Origin of the sequence: Billgrantia antri, assembly GCF_019430905.1 — a bacterium.
In the GTDB taxonomy this organism is placed as follows: domain Bacteria; phylum Pseudomonadota; class Gammaproteobacteria; order Pseudomonadales; family Halomonadaceae; genus Halomonas; species Halomonas antri.
The window spans coordinates 175,874-197,430 of the sequence record NZ_JAHYCA010000005.1; the positions used below are offsets into that span (position 1 = coordinate 175,874).

19 protein-coding genes are annotated in these 21,557 nt (G+C 64.9%); 13 read left to right on the forward strand and 6 right to left on the reverse strand.

Features of this window, described 5'->3' with window-relative positions:
• Positions 1–127: 127 nt before the first annotated feature.
• The 8 genes from mnmA (at position 128) to KPL81_RS14460 (ending at position 8,264) form a co-directional block, all read left to right on the forward strand.
• Positions 128–1,240, forward strand: coding sequence for a tRNA 2-thiouridine(34) synthase MnmA (mnmA, locus tag KPL81_RS14425; RefSeq protein WP_219792781.1), 1,113 nt, complete (start codon positions 128–130; stop codon positions 1,238–1,240).
• Positions 1,237–1,875 (forward strand): high frequency lysogenization protein HflD, encoded by a 639-nt coding sequence (gene hflD / locus KPL81_RS14430; protein WP_219792782.1) that lies wholly within the window; start codon positions 1,237–1,239, stop codon positions 1,873–1,875. Before mnmA ends, hflD begins: the two co-directional genes overlap by 4 nt.
• A 61-nt stretch (positions 1,876–1,936) precedes the next feature.
• Positions 1,937–3,301 (forward strand): adenylosuccinate lyase, encoded by a 1,365-nt coding sequence (gene purB / locus KPL81_RS14435; RefSeq protein ID WP_219792928.1) that lies wholly within the window; start codon positions 1,937–1,939, stop codon positions 3,299–3,301.
• A 28-nt stretch (positions 3,302–3,329) separates the two neighbouring features.
• A complete protein-coding gene (locus KPL81_RS14440) occupies positions 3,330–3,893 on the forward strand; it encodes a cob(I)yrinic acid a,c-diamide adenosyltransferase (protein WP_219792783.1) in 564 nt (187 codons plus the stop codon).
• A gap of 100 nt (positions 3,894–3,993) precedes the next feature.
• Positions 3,994–5,169, forward strand: coding sequence for a cupin domain-containing protein (locus tag KPL81_RS14445; protein WP_219792784.1), 1,176 nt, complete (start codon positions 3,994–3,996; stop codon positions 5,167–5,169).
• Positions 5,170–5,171: 2 nt separating this feature from the next.
• Complete coding sequence (locus KPL81_RS14450; RefSeq protein ID WP_219792785.1) at positions 5,172–5,606, forward strand: GNAT family N-acetyltransferase; 435 nt, start codon at positions 5,172–5,174, stop codon at positions 5,604–5,606.
• Between the two features lie 324 nt (positions 5,607–5,930).
• Positions 5,931–7,526 carry an isocitrate lyase gene (locus KPL81_RS14455; RefSeq protein ID WP_219792786.1) on the forward strand — a complete coding sequence of 532 codons (1,596 nt, stop codon included), beginning with the start codon at positions 5,931–5,933 and terminating at the stop codon, positions 7,524–7,526.
• A gap of 270 nt (positions 7,527–7,796) precedes the next feature.
• On the forward strand, positions 7,797–8,264 hold the full coding sequence (locus KPL81_RS14460; RefSeq protein ID WP_219792787.1) for an outer membrane lipoprotein: 468 nt from the start codon (positions 7,797–7,799) through the stop codon (positions 8,262–8,264).
• 113 nt (positions 8,265–8,377) lie between these two features.
• Here the strand turns inward: KPL81_RS14460 and KPL81_RS14465 are convergent, their stop codons facing one another.
• Positions 8,378–8,662: a hypothetical protein gene (locus tag KPL81_RS14465; protein WP_219792788.1), complete on the reverse strand. Its 285-nt coding sequence runs from the start codon at positions 8,660–8,662 to the stop codon at positions 8,378–8,380.
• Positions 8,663–8,875: 213 nt separating this feature from the next.
• On the opposite strand from KPL81_RS14465, the gene KPL81_RS14470 reads away from it, so the two are divergent.
• Positions 8,876–9,358, forward strand: a complete 483-nt coding sequence (locus KPL81_RS14470; protein WP_209477464.1) for an FKBP-type peptidyl-prolyl cis-trans isomerase — start codon at positions 8,876–8,878, stop codon at positions 9,356–9,358.
• 67 nt (positions 9,359–9,425) lie between these two features.
• On the opposite strand, the gene KPL81_RS14475 is transcribed toward KPL81_RS14470, so the two are convergent.
• Complete coding sequence (locus tag KPL81_RS14475) at positions 9,426–10,076, reverse strand: CDP-alcohol phosphatidyltransferase family protein (protein ID WP_219792789.1); 651 nt, start codon at positions 10,074–10,076, stop codon at positions 9,426–9,428.
• Entirely contained in the window at positions 10,069–12,288 is a 2,220-nt protein-coding gene (locus KPL81_RS14480) for an FAD-dependent oxidoreductase (protein ID WP_219792790.1), read from the reverse strand. The genes KPL81_RS14475 and KPL81_RS14480 overlap by 8 nt, the downstream gene beginning before the upstream one ends.
• A gap of 108 nt (positions 12,289–12,396) precedes the next feature.
• On the opposite strand from KPL81_RS14480, the gene msrA reads away from it, so the two are divergent.
• Entirely contained in the window at positions 12,397–13,011 is a 615-nt protein-coding gene (gene msrA / locus KPL81_RS14485; protein WP_219792791.1) for a peptide-methionine (S)-S-oxide reductase MsrA, read from the forward strand.
• On the opposite strand, the gene KPL81_RS14490 is transcribed toward msrA, so the two are convergent.
• Positions 12,997–14,199 carry an MFS transporter gene (locus KPL81_RS14490; RefSeq protein WP_219792929.1) on the reverse strand — a complete coding sequence of 401 codons (1,203 nt, stop codon included), beginning with the start codon at positions 14,197–14,199 and terminating at the stop codon, positions 12,997–12,999. The two genes, msrA and KPL81_RS14490, sit on opposite strands and share 15 nt — an antisense overlap.
• Before the next feature lie 109 nt (positions 14,200–14,308).
• Between KPL81_RS14490 and KPL81_RS14495 the strand changes: the two genes are divergently transcribed.
• A complete protein-coding gene (locus KPL81_RS14495) occupies positions 14,309–15,196 on the forward strand; it encodes a LysR family transcriptional regulator (protein ID WP_219792792.1) in 888 nt (295 codons plus the stop codon).
• A 32-nt stretch (positions 15,197–15,228) separates the two neighbouring features.
• On the opposite strand, the gene KPL81_RS14500 is transcribed toward KPL81_RS14495, so the two are convergent.
• Positions 15,229–15,852, reverse strand: coding sequence for a C40 family peptidase (locus KPL81_RS14500; RefSeq protein WP_219792793.1), 624 nt, complete (start codon positions 15,850–15,852; stop codon positions 15,229–15,231).
• A gap of 232 nt (positions 15,853–16,084) precedes the next feature.
• Complete coding sequence (locus tag KPL81_RS14505) at positions 16,085–18,550, reverse strand: DUF1266 domain-containing protein (protein ID WP_219792794.1); 2,466 nt, start codon at positions 18,548–18,550, stop codon at positions 16,085–16,087.
• A 202-nt stretch (positions 18,551–18,752) separates the two neighbouring features.
• Here KPL81_RS14505 and KPL81_RS14510 point away from each other — a divergent pair, with 202 nt between their 5' ends.
• Positions 18,753–20,198, forward strand: coding sequence for an NAD-dependent succinate-semialdehyde dehydrogenase (locus KPL81_RS14510; RefSeq protein WP_209477450.1), 1,446 nt, complete (start codon positions 18,753–18,755; stop codon positions 20,196–20,198).
• Positions 20,199–20,232: 34 nt separating this feature from the next.
• Complete coding sequence (gabT, locus tag KPL81_RS14515) at positions 20,233–21,525, forward strand: 4-aminobutyrate--2-oxoglutarate transaminase (protein ID WP_209477448.1); 1,293 nt, start codon at positions 20,233–20,235, stop codon at positions 21,523–21,525.
• Positions 21,526–21,557 lie beyond the last annotated feature (32 nt).

Consider the following 21,557-nt stretch of genomic DNA (forward strand, 5'->3'; position numbering starts at 1 on the left):
CCGGCCGGTCAATTAGCTAAGGATGCGCCAACACGCAAAAGCGTCATCCGCACGCCAAGATGAAGACACTTCAATATGTAGTGTATAATTCCCGCCCATTTGCGACCCACTCAACCCGAGAGCGCCCATGACCGCCACCTCAGGCAAGGTGATCGTCGGCATGTCCGGCGGCGTCGATTCCTCCGTTTCCGCCCTGCTGCTGCTCGAACAGGGCTATCAGGTCGAAGGCCTGTTCATGAAGAATTGGGACGAGGACGACGGCACCGAGTACTGCACCGCCAAGGCCGACCTGGCGGACGCCCAGGCCGTGTGCGAGAAGCTCGGCATCAAGTTGCACAGTGCCAATTTCGCCGCCGAGTACTGGGACAACGTGTTCGAGCACTTCCTGGCGGAGTATCAGGCCGGGCGCACGCCGAACCCGGACATCCTGTGCAACCGCGAGATCAAGTTCAAGGTGTTCCTCGAGTACGCCGAGATGCTCGGCGCCGAGAAGATCGCCACCGGCCACTATGTTCGTGGCGGCGTGCGCCACGGTCGGCCGCGGCTGCTCAAGGGCATCGACGCCAACAAGGACCAGAGCTACTTCCTGCATGCCGTGCCGGAGGACGCCATCGCCCGTACGCTGTTTCCGGTGGGCGAGCTGGAGAAGCCCGAGGTGCGCGCCATCGCCGAGCGTCATGACCTGGCCACCGCGCGCAAGAAGGACTCCACCGGCATCTGCTTCATCGGCGAGCGACGCTTCCGCGATTTCCTGCAGCAGTACCTGCCGGCCCAGCCGGGCATCATCGAGACCCCTGAAGGCGAGATCATCGGTGAACATATGGGGCTGATGTACTACACCCTGGGGCAGCGCCAGGGGCTCGGCATCGGCGGGCTGGCCAACCACCCCGAGGCGCCCTGGTACGTGGCGGGCAAGGACCTCGAGCGCAACGCGCTGATCGCGGTGCAGGGCAAGCACCATCCGCTGCTCTATACCGATTCGCTGGCTACCGAGGCGATGGACTGGGTCGCCGGCGAGCCGCCCGCCGCCGAGGGTCGGTTTACCGCCAAGGCACGCTACCGCCAGAGCGACGTCCCCTGCACCGTCCGCACGCGAGAGGATGGCGGCGTCGAGGTGCGCTTCGACGATTCCCAACGTGCCGTCACGCCCGGTCAGTCGCTGGTGCTCTATGACGGCGAGATCTGCCTCGGCGGCGGGGTGATCCGCGACACCTGGAACGCCACGGAGGCCGCCGCATGACGACCACCCCGATCCATCGCGCCCCCGATTCCGCCACGGCACGCCAGACGTTGGCGTTGGCCGGCGTGTTCCAGGCCGCCAGTCTGGTCGATGAGCTGGCCCGTACCGGACAGGTCGACACCCGTCCCTGGGAGACCCTGGTCCGCGCCACCCTGGATACCAATCCCGAGAGCTTCGAGGCGATCTACGGCGGCCACCCCAATAACCTGCGCCGTGGCCTCGAGGTGCTCGAGGCCGTGGTGGGTCGCCAGCAGGCCAACCCGGTGGTGCTGCGCTACGGCTTCTCGCTGCTGCTGTTGATGAACAAGCTGCGCAACGACGACGGCATGATGACCGCCCTCGGCCAGCACCTGAACCGCATCCAGGGACAGGCCGAGCACTTCGGCGCTACCCACGAGAACGTCATTGCCAGCCTCGGCGAGGCCTACCAGGAGACGCTCTCGACCCTGAAGACCCGCATCGTGGTGCAGGGCGATCCTTCGATGCTGCAGAGCCGCATGATGCCCGAGCGGGTGCGCGCCATCCTGCTCGCCGGCATCCGCTTTGCCCTGCTCTGGCATCAGCAGGGCGGACGACGCTGGAAGCTGGTGTTCCAGCGCGGCGCCTTGAAGAAGGCCCTGGACCAGTTGGGCTGAGCCCCGCTTCCCTACACATCTTTCCTACACGCACCGGACAACGACCATGCAAGCCGCTTCCCTGCCCCTCACCGCTCTTACCGCCCTCTCCCCCGTCGATGGCCGCTATGCCGGCAAGGCCGAGGCCCTGCGCGAGCATTTCAGCGAGTTCGGCCTGATTCGCGCCCGCGTCACGGTCGAGATCCGCTGGCTGCAACGCCTCGCCGAGCAGGGTGGTATCGTCGAAGTGCCGCCGCTCTCCGCCGAGGCCACCGCCTTCCTCGAGGCCATGCTCCGCGACTTCTCGCTGGCCGACGCCGAGCGCATCAAGGAGATCGAGCGAACCACCAACCACGACGTCAAGGCGGTGGAGTACTTCATCAAGGAGAAGATCGCCGAGCAGCCCGAACTGCATGCCGTAACCGAGTTCGTGCACTTCGCCTGCACCAGCGAGGACATCAACAACCTCTCTCACGGGGTGATGCTGACCGATGGCTTGAAGGCCCTGTTGCCGGTCATGCACCGTGTCGCCGATGAGGTGGCCCGGCTGGCCCACGAACACGCCGGCCTGCCGATGCTTTCGCGCACCCACGGCCAGACGGCGAGCCCCACCACCCTGGGCAAGGAGATGGCCAACGTCGCCTACCGCCTGCGCCGCCAGCTGGCCCAGATCGAGAGCGTCGAGATCCTGGGCAAGATCAACGGCGCAGTGGGTAATTACAACGCCCACCTGGCCACCTACCCCGACGTCGACTGGGAGGCCAACGCGCGCACCTTCGTCGAGGGCCTGGGGCTTACCTTCAACCCCTACACCACCCAGATCGAACCTCACGACTACATCGCCGAACTGTTCGACGCCATTTGCCGCTTCAACACCGTGTTGATCGACTTCGACCGCGACGTGTGGGGCTATATCTCGCTCGGCTACTTCAAGCAGAAGACCGTCGAGGGCGAGATCGGCTCCTCGACCATGCCGCACAAGGTCAACCCCATCGACTTCGAGAACTCCGAGGGCAACCTGGGCCTGGCCAACGCCGTTCTCGGCCATCTGGCCCAGAAGCTGCCGATCTCTCGCTGGCAGCGCGACCTCACCGACTCCACCGTGCTGCGCAACCTCGGCGTGGGCCTGGCCTACGGCCTGATCGCCTATGAGGCTGCGCTCAAGGGCATCGGCAAGCTCGAGGCCAACCCGGCACGCCTGGCCGAGGATCTCGATGCGAGCTGGGAGGTGCTCGCCGAGCCGATCCAGACGGTGATGCGCCGCTACGGCATCGAGAAACCCTACGAGAAGCTCAAGGAGCTGACCCGCGGCAAGCGCATCGACCAGGCCGGCTTTGCCGCCTTCATCGACACGCTGGAGCTGCCGGCCGAGGTGAAGGACGAACTCAAGGCGCTGACGCCGGCCACTTACATCGGTAATGCCGAGGCTCAGGCCCGCCGGCTCTGAGCCGTCCGGAGACGCACCAGGAGGCGCCATGGTCAAGCTGACCAAGATCTACACCCGCACCGGCGACAAGGGTGACACCGGCCTGGGCGACAGCACCCGCGTGCCCAAGCACGACCCACGCGTGGAAGCCTTCGGCAGCGTGGACGAGAGCAACGCCGTCATCGGCATGGCCCTGTTGCACGCCGAGGGCGAACAGCGCGATCTCCTGACCCGGGTGCAGAACGACCTGTTCGACGTTGGCGCCGACCTGTGCACCCCGGAGCAGGAGGCACCCGAATACCCGCCGCTGAGGGTCACGGCGGCCCAGGTCGACTATCTCGAGGCGCAAATCGATGCCTACAATGCCGAGCTCGCCACCCTGCGCTCATTCATCCTGCCCGGAGGCACGGCGCTGGCCGCCCACCTGCACTTGGCACGCACCGTGGCACGACGCGCCGAGCGCCAAGTGACGGCGCTGATGGCGGAACAACCGGTCAACCCCGAGGTACTACGCTATCTCAATCGCCTCTCGGACCTGCTGTTCGTCATCGCGCGCCGGGCCAACGACAATGGCCAGCGCGACGTGCTGTGGGTACCCGGCGCCAACCGCTAAGCCTCTCGCTTCGCGATACGCTACCATTACCCCTTTCACCCGCAGGGACGCCATCGGCGCCCTGCGGCTCTTCGCGCCTTCTGCCGAATAGCGAGACATCATGCCAAGCGACGCTCCTCTCAGCCTGCTCGGCGGCCTGACGCCTGCCGAGTTCCTGCGTGACTACTGGCAGCGCCAGCCCCTGTTGATACGTGGCGCCCTTGCCGACTTCGAGAGCCCGCTCGACCCCGACGAGCTGGCCGGGCTCGCCTGCGAAGAGGGCGTCGAAGCCCGCCTGATCGAAGAGGCAGGCCCCGACGGCCCCTGGCAGGTCAGCCACGGCCCCTTCGACGAGGCCGTGTTCGGTGAGCTGCCCGAGCGAGACTGGACCCTGCTGGTGCAGGCCGTGGACCATTACGTCCCCGAGGTGGCCGAACTGCTCGAACTCTTCGACTTCCTGCCAAGCTGGCGCCTCGATGACGTCATGATCAGCTACGCCCCACCCGGCGGCAGTGTCGGCCCCCACGTCGACCAGTACGACGTCTTCCTGCTGCAGGGGCTGGGCCGGCGCCGCTGGCAGCTCGGCGGCAAGGTACCCGACGATGCCCCCATCATCGCCGGCATCGACCTGCGCATCCTCGAGCGCTTCGAGATCGAGCCTGGCGACGACTGGGTGCTGGAGCCGGGCGACATGCTCTACCTACCGCCGGGCTGGGCGCATCACGGCGTCAGCCAGAGCGACGACTGCATGACCTATTCGGTAGGCTTTCGCGCCCCCTCGGCGGACGAGGCGATTACCTCCTTTGCCGACTACCTCGGTGAGCAGCTGCCCCCCTCGCTGCGCTACGGCGATGCCGGCATGACGCCTCCCAGCGACCCAGCCGAGCTCGACGACGCCGCTCTTGAACGCATGCGCCACCTGATCCTCTCGACCCTCGACGACCCGGCACAGCTTGCCCAGTGGTTCGGCCGCGTGATGACCCAGCCCAAGTACGCCGACCAACTGGTCCCCAGCGAGACATCGACGGACGTCGAGGAACTTGTCACGCTACTACAGGACGGAGAAGCGCTCGTGCGCTGTCCCGGGTCGCGCTTCGCCTGGCGCGCGCTGGACGACGAGACCGCCACGCTGTTTGCCGACGGTGACGGCGTGATCTGTGCGCTGCCGTTGGCTCGCACCCTCGCCAGGGCGTCGACACTGGACGGCGACCTGCTCGAGTACCCCGGCGCCGCCGAGCTGCTGGCCGCGCTGCTCGATGCGGGCAGTCTGACCTGGCTAGAGGAAACAGAGGAGTGACGATGTCCGGCATCATCGAGATTCGTGAAGGCAGTTGGGCCGAGCTCGGCGCCCAGGCTGGCGAGATCCGTCGTGTGGTCTTCATCGAGGAACAGCAGGTGCCGCAGGAGGAAGAGTGGGACGGGCGCGACGATGCCTGCCGTCATTTCCTGGCCCTGGGCGACGGCACCCCGCTGGGCACCGCCCGGCTTCTGCCCGATGGTCATATCGGGCGTGTCGCCGTGCTCGACGCAGCGCGTGGACTGGGCATTGGCGCCGCCTTGATGCGGGCCGCCATCGATGCAGCAGGCCGCCGCGGCCATCGACAGGTCGAACTCGCCGCCCAGACCCACGCCCTCGCCTTCTACGAGAACCTGGGGTTCACCGCCTTCGGCGAAACCTTCCTGGAGGCAGGAATCCCGCACCGCAACATGCGCCTGCTGCTGGCTGATCACTAGAGCCACCCCACTCCCTCAAACGAAAAACGACTACAACACAGGGAGGCCTACGGCCTCCTTGTAGTCAAACTACAACCCTTCCTCCCCCTAAGTGACCATTGTTCATCCCGCGTCATCTGGGCCATAGTGCTTCCCAAGGCGAGAGACAAAACGATTGTTCGATGTTTTTCTGTAGTCGAAGTCATACATTCGTTTCAAATCGCCAAGGTTCGACCAAGGCAGCAGAGACAAGCCGCTTTCGTTAGCCGAACCTGAACTCATTTCGCAGGCGCAGCAAAATGCTCACCCCTGCCAGCCCGAACCTGACCCGAGGGAGAAAGCTCCATGTCCTACAAAGATGACATCAAGGCACTGGCTCAACTGCGTGAAGCCCAGCAGGGCAAGTGGGCGAGCATCAGCCCCGAGAATGCCGCCCGCATGCGTGCCCAGAACCGTTTCAAGACCGGCCTGGACATCGCACGCTACACGGCCAAGATCATGCGCGAGGACATGGCCGCCTATGATGCGGACAGCGCCCAGTACACCCAGTCGCTGGGCTGCTGGCACGGCTTCATCGGCCAGCAGAAGCTGATTTCGATCAAGAAGCACTTCGGCACCACCAAGCGCCGCTATCTCTACCTCTCCGGCTGGATGGTCGCCGCCCTGCGCTCCGAGTTCGGCCCGCTGCCCGACCAGTCCATGCACGAGAAGACCAGCGTGCCGGGCCTGATCGAGGAACTCTACACCTTCCTGCGCCAGGCGGACGCCTGGGAGCTCAATCACCTGTTCCGCGACCTGGAAGCGGCCCAGAAGGCCGGCGACCAGGCCAAGGCCGACGAACTGATCGCCAAGATCGACAACCACGAGACCCACGTGGTGCCGATCATCGCCGACATCGATGCCGGCTTCGGCAACGCCGAGGCAACCTATCTGCTGGCCAAGAAGATGATCGAAGCGGGTGCCTGCTGCATCCAGCTCGAGAACCAGGTCTCCGACGAGAAGCAGTGCGGCCACCAGGACGGCAAGGTCACCGTGCCCCACGAGGACTTCCTGGCCAAGATCAATGCCGTGCGCTACGCCTTCCTCGAGCTGGGCGTGGAAGATGGCGTGATCGTCGCCCGCACCGACTCGCTGGGCGCCGGCCTGACCCAGAAGATCGCCGTGACCAAGGAACCGGGCGACCTGGGCGACCAGTACAACAGCTTCCTCGACGGCGACGAAATCACCTCCGCCTCTGACATCGACAACGGCGATGTCGTGATCAAGCAGAATGGCAAGCTGGTCAAGGTCAAGCGACTGGCCTCCGGCCTTTACCAGTTCAAGCCGGGCACCGGCGAGGATCGCGTGGTGCTCGACTGCATCACCAGCCTGCAGAACGGTGCCGACCTGTTGTGGATCGAGACCGAGAAGCCCCATGTCGGTCAGATCGCCAGCATGGTCAACCGCATCCGTAAAGTCGTGCCGGACGCCAAGCTGGTCTACAACAACTCGCCCTCGTTCAACTGGACCCTGAACTTCCGTCAGCAGGTATTCGACGCCTGGGAGAAGGAAGGCAAGGACGTCTCCGCCTATGATCGCAGCAAGCTGATGAGCGAGGAGTACGACAACACCCCGCTTGGCAAGCTGGCCGACGAGTGGACGCAGAACTTCCAGCGCGACGCTTCGCGCGAAGCGGGTATCTTCCACCACCTGATCACGCTGCCGACCTACCACACTGCCGCCCTGTCCACCGACAACCTGGCCAAGGGCTACTTCGGCGACGAAGGCATGCTGGCCTACGTGGCGGGCGTGCAGCGCCGCGAGATCCGCGAAGGCATCGCCACCGTCAAGCACCAGGACATGGCCGGCTCCAACATCGGCGACGACCACAAGGAGTTCTTCCACGGCGAAGCGGCGCTCAAGGCCGGCGGCAAGGACAACACCATGAACCAGTTCGGCTGAGCATGGCAAAGCAGTAAACGACTGGAACCCTTGGGAGGCCTAGCGCCTCCCTTTTTTGTTCGCTCCCCTCGCCCTCCATCCTGCAGCTTCTTCTCGACCATTTTCACATTCTTTACCCGCTTTGCAGGCAAGCGAAGCGGACCCATGGACCGACTCACTGGTCAAACGAGAAATGAGTGGTTAAGCTGATTCGCAAACAGCGTTTCTCTAAACTCGGCAATGACGGAAGCCACCAAGACCCAGGACTCGTCTTGCCTTCAGGAGGTGTACATGAAGCGACTTCTTCCGGTACTGGCCCTCGGCATGCTGACCCTGGCCGGCTGTGCCAATACCTCGACCATGGGCGGTGACGTCTACCGCGGCAATCAGGCCCAGACAGCCCAGACCGTGACCTTCGGCACCATCACCGCGCTGCGGCAGGTGCAGATCCAGGCCGATAGCCGCATGGGCGGAATTATCGGAACCGGCGGCGGCGCCGTGATCGGTGGGCTGCTGGGGAACCAGGTGGGTGGCGGTTCCGGTCGCCAGCTGGCCACGGCTGCTGGCGTCATCGGTGGTGCCGTGGCGGGTAGCGCCGTAGAGGAATCCGCCAACCGCGTACGCGCCTGGGAAATGGAGATCCGCCGCGACGACGGCCAGAACGTCGTCATCGTGCAGAAGGCCGACCGACCCTACCAGGTCGGGCAACGGGTGCGCATGATCGGCAGCGGCGCCAACGTCAGCGTGGCACCCTACTAGCGGAACGGCGAAGGCCGATATCATGCAAAAGGGCTCGCAGTGCAAGCTGCGAGCCCTTTTCGTTGCCGTACCACCTGGTCGGGCGGCACCACCTCACACTGGCACGTGAGGCCTCAGTGGAAGTTGGCCTTGCCCATGGCCCAGCCCGCAAGCTTCTTGACGATCAGTGCCAGAATGGCAATGACGATCGCCGTCAGCAGCATGTCGATGGGACGCACCAGCGTCGTGGCGCCCAGCACGGCAAGGGCAATGGACCACACCCAGCGGTTATCGTCATCGCTCTTGATGACCCGCGGCATGACCTTGTTCAGACCGGCACTGACGGAGGTTTTCCACAGCTTGATGCTGAAGAACAGAATGAGGGCGAAGGCAATCAGCCAGATCACGATTTCGGTCATGGATTCGCTCCAGGCAAGAGGTTGGGCTCAGATGCACAGAAAAATGGGGATCACGCTAGGGTAGCCGTGGGGCCAGGAGGGCGCAACCACGCCAAAAGGCGTGAATGAATCTCAGGCCAATCTTCGACAAGCTGAAAATACCGCATTCCCCCTGACAGCCCAGGGATGGCGCGTTACCATGGTGCCTACATGCACTCACCGAAAGGTTCATCAATGCAGATTGCGCAGAATTCCGTTGTCGCGTTCCACTACACCCTGACCAACGATGCAGGTGAGGTGCTGGATAGTTCGGAGGGCCGCCAGCCGCTGACGTATCTTCACGGCGCCGGTAACATCATCCCGGGACTAGAGAAGCAGCTCGAAGGCCGTGAAGCCGGCGACAAGCTCAATGTGACCGTCTCTCCCGAAGAGGGCTACGGCGAGGTACAGCCTCAGCTGGTGCAGGAAGTACCGCGTGATGCCTTCCAGGGCGTCGAATCCGTGGAACCCGGCATGCAGTTTCAGGCCCAGACCCAGGGCGGCCCGCTGATGGTCACCGTGACCAGCGTCGAGGGCGACACAGTGACGGTCGACGGCAACCATCCGCTGGCCGGCCAGAAGCTCAACTTCGACGTCGAGATTTCCGACGTGCGCGAAGCCAGCCAGGAAGAGATCGAGCATGGTCACGTGCATGGCGAAGGCGGCCACCAGCACTGAACGCGGCACTGATCTTGAGCCAGAAAGGGGCAGCCAAGGGGCTGCCCCTTTTGTGTCGGCAGCCTGCTCAGCGTGGTCCGGTTGGTCTGCCGTCCCGCACCGCCTGCAGACCTCGCAAGGTACGATAGCCTCCCCATATCCTCGTGATGGTAGTGACCAGGCATGCCACGGCAAACAGCGTGGCCAGTAGGACGAAATGGTGCGGCAGCAGACAGAACAGCACGAAAGCCAGAATGGTTTCGGTGCCCTCGGTCAAGCCGTGCAGATAGTAGAAGGCCTTCTGCTGGAACCGCGGCCGTTCGAGCCCGTGCCGGGCCGCCATGATGGCAAAGGCCAGGAACGACGTGCCGGTGCCGATGAAGGCGAACAGCAGAAAGGCCGCCGCCAGCGCGTTGGTGCTGGGATCGGCCAAGGCAAAGCCGAGCACCACGGCGGCATAGAAGACGAAGTCGAGACCGATGTCGAGAAAGCCGCCGGCATCGCTGGAGCGGCCCGTAAGCCGGGCCAGAGCGCCATCCACACCGTCGCCCAGGCGGTTGAGCAGGATCGCCGCCAGGGCGGCCAGATACCACTCCAGCGCCAGCAGCGGCAGGCTGAGCATGCCGATGACGAAGGACGTCGCGGTCACCTGGTCGGGCTCTATACCCCATGCCTGGAGACGCCGCGCCACGGCGGCGAGAGGGGCCTGCGTCAGCGGCATGGTCCAGCGGTCAAGCATCCTTCCTCCTCATCTCCTCCGTCGCAGCCGCTGCCGACCCTCCCCCTCGACGCCAGGCAAAGTAACGCTCGAGCCAGCTGAGCAGGCGCTCGGGCTTGTGGGCATTCTTCCAGATGCCCGCGGTGGCCTTGGCCGCCTCCGACCAGGAGGGATAGGGATGTACCGTCCCCAGCAGCTTGTTGAGGCCGATGCCGTGGGTCATCGCCAGGGTGAACTCGGCCAGCAGTTCGCCGGCCCCCTGCCCGACTACGCTCGCTCCCAGGATGCGATCCCGGTCTGGTACCGTCAGCACCTTGACGAAGCCCTCGGTCTGCCCCTCGGCAATGGCCCGGTCAAGCTCGGCAAGCTCGTAGCGCGTCACCTCGAAGTCGATGCCGCGGGCGCGCGCTTCGCGCTCGCTGAGCCCGACGCGCGCCACCTCCGGCTCGGTGTAGGTCACGGCAGGCAGCGCCCGGTAGCTGACGCGAAAGCGCTTGAACTCGCCGAACAGAGCGTTCACCGTGGCATGCCAGGCCTGATGTGCGCTGGCGTGAGTCAACTGGAAGGGACCGGCCACGTCGCCGCAGGCCCAGACGTTGGGCAGTACGCTCTGCAGGCTCTCGTCCACCGCCAGGGTGCCGTCCTCCCGCGTCTCGACGCCCAGCGCTTCGAGCCCCATGCCGGCCACATTGGCCTGGCGCCCCACCGCCACCAGCAGGCGATCGAAGGGCAGGCGGTGCACTTCGACCTCCCCCGAGGCCTGGTGACTCTCCACCTCCAGCACATGACCGCCCTCAGCATCCACTTCCTCGATCACACGCACGGCGCGCGTGTCGAGCCATAGCGATACCCCTTCCTTCTCCATGCAGTGGCGCAGCAGCTCGGCGGCATCGCTATCCTCGCGGGGCAGCAGTTGGGGCCCCATCTCGACCAGACTCACGTGGCTACCCAGGCGGGCAAAGCTCTGCCCCAGCTCGCAGCCGATGGGACCGCCGCCCAGCACCACTAGCCGTTCGGGAAGCATCTCGAGTTGCCACAGGTTGTCCGAAGTCAGTACATCGATGCGCTCGAGCCCGGGCAGTGGCGGCACCTTCGGCCTGGCCCCGCTGGCGATGATGACATGCCGTGCAGTCAGCACTCGCTCGCCTGCGCCGCTCGTTACACGAACCCGCCATGGGTCCTGGAGGCGGGCTTCGCCGGCAAACACCTCCACCCCGAGCCCTTCGTAGCGCTCGCGGCTGTCGTGCGGTTCCACTTCGCGAATGGCGCGCTGCACGTGAGCCATCACCGCGCCGAAATCGATTCGCGGCTCGCCGGTATCGATACCGTAACGGTTGGCCCGGCGAATTTCTTCGGCCACCCGTGAGGCGCGTATCAACGCCTTCGACGGCACGCAGCCAGTATTGAGGCAGTCGCCGCCCAGCCTGTCTCGTTCCACCAGCGCCACTCGCGCTTTCACTGCCGCCGCGATGTAGCTTGCCACCAGCCCCGCCGAGCCGCCGCCGATCACCAAGATGTCGTAATCAAAGCGCGTCGGACGGCGGAAGCGCCGCGCCAGCCGGCGACGCTTGGCGATGGCCACCAGGCCGCGAGCCAGCCAGGGAAACAGACCGATCATAACGAACGAGCCAATCAGCCCCGGCGAAAGGACGTCGGACAGCGACTGCAGGTTGCCGAGTTCGCGACCGGCGTTCACGTATACCGCCGTTCCCGGCAGCATGCCCAATTGGCTGACCCAGTAGAAGGTCCAGAGGCGCATGCGGGTCAGGCCCATCACAAGGTTGATGACGAAGAAAGGAAACAGCGGAATCAGGCGCAAGGTGAAGAGATAGAAGGCACCCTCGCGACGAATACCGGCATTGATACGCTCGAGCTGCCCCGCAAAGCGCTTCTCCAGCGGCGCGCGGGCAAGGGTACGTGCGATCAGGGCGGCCAGGGTCGCTCCCAGCGTGCTCGCAAAGGAGATGATCAGCAGTCCCCAGCCGAGCCCGAACAGGGCGCCGCCCAACACCGTCATCACTGCGGCACCGGGCAGCGACAGCGCTGCCATGAGCACGTAGAGCAGGAAGAATCCCCCTACCACCGTGACCGGTTCATCAGCCAGCCAGGCCTGGAAGCGAGCCTGCTCGGCCTGCAGGTTGGCCAGCGTCAGTGCCTCGTCGGCACCGCTGAGAAAATAGACGGCCACGATGGCAGCCAGTACGAGCAAGAGAAGTAGACGACGATGCGCCACGGGCGACTCCCGGATTGGAGATACACTAAACAGAGGTTATACGGAACCTGTGTCGCCTGATAGCTTCCAACCTTACACTCTGCAACGCATTGCAACGAGGTGGCCGTCATGATCGGAATACGCAACGTTTTGCCGTGGATACCGTTTCTCCTGGTGGTGCCTGGCAAGGGCCTCGCGGACGAAGCAACTGCCAGTGCGGTATTCGGCGGTGGCTGCTTCTGGTGCGTGGAAGAGGCCTTCGACAAGGTCGAGGGCGTGATCTCGACCACGTCCGGTTTCAGCGGTGGTCACCTCGAGAACCCCAGTTATCGCCAGGTGGTCGACGGCGACACGGGACACGCCGAAGTGGTCCGGGTGGAGTACGACCCCGCTGAGGTCGACTACGCCGAACTGCTGCACGTTTTCTGGCGCAACGTCGATCCCTTCGCCGTCGATCGCCAGTTCTGCGACAGGGGCGAGAGCTACCGCAGCGTGATCTATACCGCCAGCGAGGAGGAGCGTGAGCTGGCCGAGGCCACGCGCGCCGAACTCGCCGAGCGCTTCGACAAGGAAATCGTCACCGAGATCAGCGACTTCGAGGCCTTCTACCCTGCCGAGGAGTCCCATCAGGACTACTACCGCAAGAATCCCGTGCGCTACAATTTCTACAAGTCGGCCTGCGGTCGAGAGGAGCGCCTGGAGGAGATCTGGGGCGACGAGGCAGGCGGCCTAGCGAGCCACTGATGCCTGCGCCGGGCAGCATTCGCTGCGCCATAGCCACAGGGCGATGCCGAGCGTGACACCGAGCATCAACCAGGAGCCGATGGCCACGCCGAGCCAGCCGCCGCGCTGCCAGAACGGCTCGAGCCAGAGGCTCCCCAGGCTCGCCCCCAGGTAGTAGAAGACCAGATAGAGTGCCGAGGCGCTGCCTCGCGCCCGCTGTGCCTGGCGCCCGACCCAGCTCGAGGCCATGGAGTGAGCCAGGAAGAAGCCTACCGCATTGACGGTCAGTCCAACGATTATCCAGCCCAGCGAGTCCGCCAGGGTGATCAGCGTTCCCAACATCAGAATCAAGACGCCCAGCGCCATGCAGACCGGCTGGCTGAGGTGACGCGTCAGTCGGCCCGAAAGCGACGAGCTCAGGGTACCGCCCAGGTAAGTGAGAAAGATCAGGCCCAGCCAGCGGGCACCCAGCCCATAAGGCGCCTCGGCCAGGCGGAAGGTGATATAGCTGTACTGATTGATGAAGATGAGGAAGTTGAGGCCACCGAGCAGGTAGGCGGCGAGCAACAGCGGCTGGCGCAGATGCCCGCTCAGGTCCGCCAGGGCACCACGTAGTTCGAAACGGCGTGGCGTGAACTGATGCGGCGCAGGCAACAGCTTCCAGAACAGTGCCACGCCGACCAGGGTCACCAGGCCCACTGTCAGAAAGCCGGCGCCCGCGCCGCCGACCTCTCCCACACCGCCACCGATCAGCCGGCCACCTATGCCACCCAGGGTATTGGCGCCGATGTAAAGGCCCACCGCCGCCATCAGCGCCGGTCGTTCGAATTCGTCGCCCATCCAGGCGATCGCCACCGCCGGCAGCCCGCCGAGTACGAAGCCCTGTACCAGGCGCACCGCCAGCAGCACCTCGAAAGTGGGAGCGAAGGCCAGCACCAGCGAGCACAACCCGGCCAGCAGCAGCGTCACGCGCATGATCCCGCCGCGACCGATGGCATCGGACAGCGGACCGAAGACCAGCAGCGCCCCGGCCAGCGCAAGTGTCGCCAAGGACATGACCAGACTGACACCCAGGGTCGATACGCCGTACAGCTGACGCAGCTCCGGCAGCAGCGGCTGCGGCGCGTAGAGATTGACGAAGACCAGGATGGAGCCGAGGCAGAGCGCCAGGGTGGCGCGCCACCAGGCGCGGGAATGAGCGACGATCATGCCGAACACCTGTACAGAAACATTGACCGCCATGATCGATCCTGACGTATGATAAGCCAAACAGAATTAAACGATTACAACCATCTGCTCAGCTTATCGAGAAACGCCCTTGGCAATCCCCTTCGACCTGCGTGCCCTGCGCGTCTTCGTCATGGTGGCCGACCGAGCCGGCTTCAGCGCCGCTGCACGTGAGCTTCACGTGGCCCAGTCCGCGGTCAGCCAGACCATCGCCAACCTCGAGCGCCAGCTGGAGCTGACGCTGTTTCATCGTCATGAGCGACGCATCGCCCTGACACCCGAGGGCGAGGCCCTCTATGCCCATGCCCGGGAGCTACTGGAGCGGGCCGAGGCCGCCCACCTGGCCATGCGCGAACTTCACGGGCTGGTCAAGGGCGAGGTTCGCATCGGCATCCCCTCGATGCTCGGCTCGTATTACTTCCCGCCGCTGCTGATGGGCTTCAAGGCGCAACATCCCGGCATCCGCCTGACCGTAGTGGAAGCCGGCGCGCGCCGGCTGCAGCGTATGATCGCCGACGGCGAGCTGGATCTCGGCGTCGTCATCGACGATGTGCAGAGCCGTCATCTGGAGCGTCGGCGTCTGATACGCGAAGAGATGGTGGTATGCGTGCCACGGGCTCATGCGTTTGCGGGACGTCGTTGCGTGACGGCAGAAGAATTCTTCCAGGAGCCGCTGGTGCTGTTCCAGGATGGCTACTTTCATCGCGAGTTCGTCGACGCGCTCTCGCGCCAGACCGGCCTTGCCGCCAATATCGCCTTCCAGTCGAACCTGATCCCGCTGACCAAGGCGATAGTGCGCCAGGGCTTCGGCATCACCACTTTCCTACGGCGGGTGGTGGACGAGCCCGGGCTAGCGGCGGTTTCCTTCGCCAACCCGGCCTGGCTGGAGCTGTCACTGGCCTGGGCGCGGGACGCCTACCTGTCGCGAGCAGAGAGCGCCTTCGTGGAGTACGTCATCGCCCACCGCGAAGTCTTATGACCGTGAAACGCCAGCGCTCGACTCTTCTCTTCTCAGCCTTCGCCCGGCTCGATGACGCGCTGTGCCAGGGTGGTCGGCTCCAGGGTCCGGCGCGCCTGCCAGTAGTAGCGCTGCCAATAGCTATTGTCGAGTTCGGACAGCATCACGCCCTGGGAAGTGGAAGCATGGAGGAAGTAGCCGTCGCCGACGTAGATGCCGACATGGTCGTAGCGTCCCGGCGGACGGAAGAACACAAGGTCGCCGACCTGGAGGTCATCTCGCGAAACCTGGGTGCCTTCTCGTACCTGACCACTGGTGGAGCGGGGCAACTGCAGGCGAAAGGTTTCGTTGAACACGTTCTGTACCAAGGCGGAGCAGTCTATGCCGTTACGTCCGGTGCCGCCGATTCGATAAGGCGTGCCGGCCCAACGTTCGTGCTGTGCCAGCAGGGCCTGACGAATCAGCTCGGGCGGTGGGTGGTGCAGGCTGCTGACCTGGAGGATGGGATTGTCCACCGGCGACATCAGCGGGTTGGCGGAAGACGACATGCCTGGCAGCTGGCGTGTAAAATAATCGTCCGGTGCTTCAAGCGACGTCCCCGACGTTCCAGCACACCCCGAAAGCAACGCCAGCGACACACCGAGCACCGCGATACGACTCGATCCCGTGGCAACCATGCTTGCGAAGTCCTCATTCCCTGAGCCGCACGCGTCCACGGGCCGGGCAAATTGCCCTACCTGACGAACCCGGGAGGATCGCTGTGGTAGTGGTGCTTGGCGCCCCGCGCCCGTACCACTGCCAGAGCGGCCTTGTAGCGGCTCACGATATCATGGGTGAAAGCTCCGCCACATACGGAGCCGTTTCATAAACCAGCTGACTATAAACCACATTTCCTGACCAGAGCGAGCCCTAATGTAGCGTCTTGACGTCGCCCGGCAGCGTGTCGATGTGCATCGGCGCCCAGTGTCGCGGTCTGGCGCCGGGAAAATCCAGACTGGCCCAGGGGCCGGCCAGCGGCGGCGCCCCTGAGAGCCAGGCGACCAGGGCCTGGCGAAAGCCGCTCAGGAAGCCTTCGCGCTCAGGCGTTTCGCCCATGAAGAAGGAGAACCCGGCGTAAAGACCGCGGGCGTAGGCCTCCCAGCTACCGTAATGGGCCGCCGCCAGCGCGTGAGCACGTTCCAGCAAACGACCGAAAGCCGCCCCGTCCAACCAGCCTAGCTGGCGTCCGGCAATAGCCAGATCCACCGCCTGGGCCACGTCCCAGGCGGTCATGTCCAGCTCATTGCAGCCGTCGGTATTGTCACGCACCCGCTGCAGGCGCAGCAGGTGGGTGCGATCCTCTTCGCTGCAATCGCCTGTCTCCAGCATGGCGATTTCCGAGGCCAGCCGCTGGGCATTCAAGGTATAGGGTGCGTAATTGATCTGATACTCCTGCCGATCGCCCGCTTCGAACAGGAAATCGAGAAACTCGGTGAGCTCGTCCCGGCCATGCAGGCCGTAGTGCCCGTCGATCCACTCGCGAAGCGACACTGCCTCCCGTTCGCTCTCCACGTGCGGTTCGCTCCACACGGCATTGTTCAGTGGTCCCGCCAGTGCCATGGCGGTGAAACGCGACAGCGTCGGACGCGGGCCTGGCTCACGCCACTGGGTCGAATGCCAGTCAAGCCAATGAAACGGACTCCCCGGATCGTCCAGATGCCAGCGGATTTCATTGGTCAGCGGCGGATGCTCGCCTTCCGGTAGCAGGCGCTCCCACTGCACCCAGGCCTCGAGCAGGCGTCGGGTGTCGGGATAGAAGCGGCACAGCGTGTCGCGCAGCGCCTCGGCCAGTGCATCCAGCGCCTCGCTGTCGAACGCTTCGCTATCCATGGCCATCTGCAAATAGAAAGCGTATTTTTCGGCCATGTGAATGGTGGCTGCATGGCGGCTGCCCTGCTTAAGCGCAGCGAGGCTGTCCAGGTCTTCGGCCTCGGGCCGTCCGAACAGGGTGGTCGCCGCGGGCAGAGCGCCATGGGCGGCATCGGCGGCCAACTGATTGAGATGGTGTGCCTGGGCCGGTAGCCAGTAGCGGGTGAGTGCCTCCACCCCTTCGTCGGGGTGCAATCCCAGGGTCGCTTCGAGATAGTGCATGGCCTCGGCCCGCCGCTCGACGGCGACCGGCAAGGCCGGTCCCTGACGCATGCCGAACTCGGGCTCGCGCACCGAGGCCAGCGCCAGGACCCAATGCCGGGGCGAACGTCGCCAGGCCAGGATCGAACGTCGCGCCCCCTCCCGCACCTCCTCCTCGAGAAGCTGTTGCAGCGGTGTCCGCCAGGGGCTCACCGGCGAGTTGAGCAGCAGCCCCCAGTCTCGCTGCATGTCCGCTAGTCGATCGTGGCCCTCGAACAGGCTGCAGCCACGCTGATAAGCCCGCGCCAGCGCCGACCAATCACTGTAGCGGCGCAGCACCAGATCGGCGCCATGATTGGCAAAATCCCTGGCTTCTGTCACGTCGAGCCAGCCCGCACAGGCGCCCGCCCAGGCCAGATCGACCAGTCGCAGCCAGTCCCAGGCAGCCCATTCCAGAGGCTCACCGCGTTCGATGAAGGCCAGCAGCACCCTACCGTAGTCGCGCTCGGCGCTGGGGAGACCTCCGAGCCACGCCTGGCGTTCCTCGCCGGCTGCCGCCAGCAGGCGAGTGGCATCGAGATCCCAGCCTTGCCGATGACCATAGCCCGACAGCCAAAGCAGACTCTGGATCAACCCAGTGCGGTCGTCGATCTGCCAGTACTGCCACAGCCATGCCTTGGCATCGGGCCAGTCCACCGCGCCGGACGGCTCTTCCAGTACCGGAGCGAAAGCCGCCCGCAGGCGCCAGCCATGCGCATGAGGCGCGTCAGGCCAGAGCGAGAGAGACTTATCCTGGCACTGCTGGGCAACCCACCCGACCAGGGTATCCCAGGTGACTCCCTCGCCGTCACGCTCGAGCACGGCCAATGCCTCGCACGCCTCACAGAAGCCATCGTTGCCTCGCACCCAGCCCTCTGCGCTCTTGGCATGGCGCAACGCCTCGAGCCAGCTCTCCAGATCGGAGTACTGGCGCGTGATCTCGTCGGTCAGCCGCACCAGCCAACTGCGCAGCCGCCGCTCACCGAGCCAACCGGCCGACCCTGCCAGGGCAAGCAGCTCAAGAGCCGCCAGCAAGCGCGCCGGATCGGCACTGCCAGTACCTAGGGCCTCGACCAGACGCCAGCCCAACTCTCCGCGATCGTTGACGCCCAGCGCCTGCAACCTGTCGCCGGCTGCCTTGGCCTCGATCGTGTTGGGTTCGGGCTGAAAGTCCCAGTCGCACAGGACCAGCTGCTGAGCCCACCAGGCGTAAAGGGGATCGACCAAGTCTCACCTCGACGTTCAACCAGCAGAATAAAGATGCAGCGCTGCCGCATCGGGGAAATCGGCGCCTAGTGTAGCGGAAAGCGCGGCGCACGCCGATGGCTACGGGCGGTAAAAAAGGGTGGAGCCCGTGTTGAGGGCCTTGGCGGAATGTTTTAAATAATGCACACTCACCAGACAAGATAATCAACACCCCGGAGCAACCATGTCTCTCTCTGCCGAGATCTTCATCGACAAGGCCTACATTGACGGCCGGTGGCGTGACGCCGAGCGCCGCTTCAGCGTCTCCAACCCCGCCACCGGCGAGACGCTGGCCAGCGTCCCTGACCTCACCGCCGACGACGCCCGTGATGCCGTAGCGGCAGCCGAAGCGGCCTGGCCGGCATGGCGCCGCCAGACGGCCAAGCAGCGCGCCGCCCTGCTGCGTGCCTGGTTCGACGCCATCATGGCGCATCAGGAGTCGCTGGCCCGGCTGATGACTCTCGAGCAGGGCAAGCCGCTGGCCGAGTCTCGCGGCGAGGTCGCTTACGGTGCGTCGTTCGTCGAGTTCTACGCCGAAGAGGCCAAGCGCATGGCTGGTGAGACCCTGCCCAGCCATGGCGCCGACAAGCGCATCCTGGTCTTTCGCGAGCCGATCGGCGTGGTGGCGGCCATCACCCCGTGGAACTTTCCGCTGGCGATGATCACCCGCAAGTGCGCCCCGGCCCTGGCGGCAGGCTGTCCAGTGGTGATCAAGCCCGCCGAGGCCACGCCGCTGACCGCCCTGGCCCTGGCCAGGCTGGCCGAGGAGGTGGGCTTCCCCGCCGGCGTGCTCAACGTGGTGACGGCAAGCCGCCCCGCCGAGATCGGTGAGGTGCTGACCACCGATCCCAGGGTACGCAAGGTCTCCTTCACCGGCTCCACACGGGTAGGCAAGAAGTTGCTCGCCCAATGTGCCGGTACGGTGAAGAAGGCTTCCATGGAACTCGGCGGCAACGCGCCCTTCATCGTCTTCGACGATGCCGATTTGGACGCCGCGGTCGAGGGTGCTGTGGCCTCGAAATACCGCAATTCGGGCCAGACCTGCGTATGCACCAACCGTCTGCTGGTCCAGTCCGGCGTATACGACGCCTTCATCGAAAAGCTCGCCGCCCGGGTTGCCCAGCTCAAGGTGGGCAACGGCCTCGACGACGGGGTGGTACAGGGACCGCTGATCAACCCGGCTGCGGTGGACAAGGTTCAGTCCCACATCGCCGATGCACTGGAAAAGGGCGGCCGGCTGGTGTGCGGTGGCGAACCGCATGCGCTGGGCGGCACTTTCTTCCAGCCCACGGTCATCGCCGACGTGACCGAGGCGATGCATGTCGCCCGCGAGGAGACCTTCGGCCCGCTGGCGCCGGTATTTCGCTTCGACAGCGACGAACAGGCCATCGCCATGGCCAATGCCACTGAATTCGGCCTGGCGGCCTATTTCTACGCCCGAGACTATCGCCGCATCTGGCATGTGATGGAGGGCCTGGAGTATGGCATGGTGGCCGTCAACGAAGGCATTCTTTCCACCGAACTGGCGCCCTTTGGCGGCGTCAAGGAGTCGGGCCTGGGCCGCGAGGGTTCACATCACGGCCTGGATGAATTCACTGAACTAAAATACGTCTGTGTCGGCGGCCTTTGATCGCCCGCAACGTCCACATGTGAAGGGAGGCTAGATGAATAACGCACAGCTCAACGAACTCAAGCAGCGCTACGTGGCCAACGGCGCCGCGAGCCCCGCCACCCAGTTCGCCGATCGCGCCGAGAACGCGCTGATCTGGGACGCCGACGGCAACCGTATCATCGACTTCGCCGGCGGCATCGGCGTACTCAACATCGGCCACCGTCATCCCAGGGTGGTCGAGGCGGTCAAGGCTCAGCTCGACAAGGTGATGCACACCTGCCAGACCGTGATGCCCTACGAGGGCTACGTGAAGGTGGCCGAGCGCCTGAGTCAGGTCACGCCGGTGCGCGGCCACGCCAAGGTGATGCTGGCCAACTCCGGCGCCGAGGCGCTGGAGAACGCGGTGAAAATTGCCCGCGCCGCCACCGGCAAGAACAACGTGATCTGCTTCGACGGCGGCTATCACGGTCGTACCTTCATGACCATGGCCATGAACGGCAAGGTCGCGCCCTATGCCAGCGACTTCGGCAGCATGCCCGGCAACGTGTTCCGTGCCCCCTACCCGGTGCCTTACCATGGCGTCAGCGAAGACGAGGCGATCCGCGGCCTGAAGATGGCGATCAAGACCGACGCCAACCCCCGCGACACCGCCGCCATCGTGCTCGAGCCGGTCCTCGGCGAGGGTGGCTTCTACCCCGCCCCGGCCAGCTTCCTCAAGGCGATCCGCGAGATCTGCGACGAGCACGGCATGCTGATGATCGTCGACGAGGTGCAATCGGGCTTCGGCCGTACCGGCAAGCTGTTCGCCATCGAGCACAGCGGCGTCGAGCCGGACATCATCACCATGGCCAAGAGCATGGCCGACGGCATGCCGATCTCGGCCGTGGTGGGTACCGACCGGGTGATGGACGCCTCCGGCCCCAATTCGCTGGGGGGCACCTACACCGGCAATCCGCTCTCCTGTGCTGCGACCCTGGCGGTGCTCGACGTGTTCGAGGAAGAGAACATCCTCGAGAAGAGCATGGCGCTGGGCGACAAGCTGGCCAAGCGCTTCAGCCAGTGGCAGAGCGATTTCGACTGCGTCGACAACGCCCGCAACATGGGTGCCATGGCCGCCATCGATCTGGTATCGGACAAGGCCCAGCACACGCCCGACGCCGACCTGGCCGGCGCGCTGTGCAAGAAGGCCCGCGAGAAGGGGCTGATCCTGCTCTCCTGCGGCCTCTACGGCAACACCATCCGCTTCCTGATGCCGGTGACCATCGAGGACGAGATCCTCGAGGAAGGCCTGGACATCGTCGAAGCCGCGCTCAAGGAACTGGTCGGCAGTAAGGCCACCGCCTGACTTAGCCCACTGAAAAGCGCCTGCCACTACTG